We start from the raw sequence: 790 nt of genomic DNA, 5'->3' as shown, positions 1-790 counted from the left end.
CTTTTGGCCAGCCCGCCGCCCGTGGCGGGGTCGGAGCCGTGTTCAGCACCCATCCAAATCAGCTTCAGATAGTCCTGGGCGGCGGAGGACAGATCCAGCAGCGGCATGGTTCTGATACTAGCGACCCGTCGCGTCGCCGCAGTTTTGCCCGGCGAAGGTCAGCCAGGGAAGCATCGATCCATCCTGTCCTGTACTGTCGTCAAGGGCTGGAACGGCCGTCGGATATTCGGCCGCGCCCCAGTCCAGGATGGGAACGATGACCAAGGGAAATGCGATGACAGCGGAGAATACAACGCCGGGGGATCCGGCGGGGGCGGCGGACAGCGCGGTGCCGCCGGAAGGTATGCCGCTGGCCGGCCGGCGTCTGCTGATGGTCGGCGGATTCTGCATTCCGGTCGGGCTCGTCGCCGGGCCGTTTCTGCTGCCGGCCCAGCTTCTCGCCGTGGCGGGCATCGTGCTGCTCGCCGTGGCCTTGTCCTACCGGCCCGGGCCGCGCTGGTTCTCGCGCTGGTCCATCGCCGTAGCTGTTGCCGGTGTGCTCTGGCTAGCCGCCACAGCCGCCTATTACGCCACGATCATGATTGCCGCCGACGCCTCCGCCCCGTTGCCGGGGACCGCCCAGGTGCTCTACAACGCCGGAGCGGGCTTTTTTGCCCTGATGGCGGTGGCTACTGTCACCGCTGTGGTGCTTAGGACCCTTACAAACCGCCGCGCCTCCCGGGGCGGGGCAGCCCCTTCGGGAGCCTGACTCATAAGGCTTGCGCCCGGGTATGCCTGGCCTTCTGGCCGG

The 790-nt window shown here is 67.6% G+C and carries 1 protein-coding gene; it reads left to right on the top strand.

Features of this window, described 5'->3' with window-relative positions:
• Positions 1-256 precede the first annotated feature (256 nt).
• Positions 257-748: a hypothetical protein gene (locus M8J71_RS23175; protein WP_256250218.1), complete on the top strand. Its 492-nt coding sequence runs from the start codon at positions 257-259 to the stop codon at positions 746-748.
• Positions 749-790 lie beyond the last annotated feature (42 nt).

The organism is Pseudarthrobacter sp. R1 (assembly GCF_024494415.1).
Classification (GTDB): Bacteria; Actinomycetota; Actinomycetes; order Actinomycetales; family Micrococcaceae; genus Arthrobacter.
Note: the sequence above shows the minus strand (reverse complement) of the source record. Positions and strands in the feature narration are given on the sequence as shown.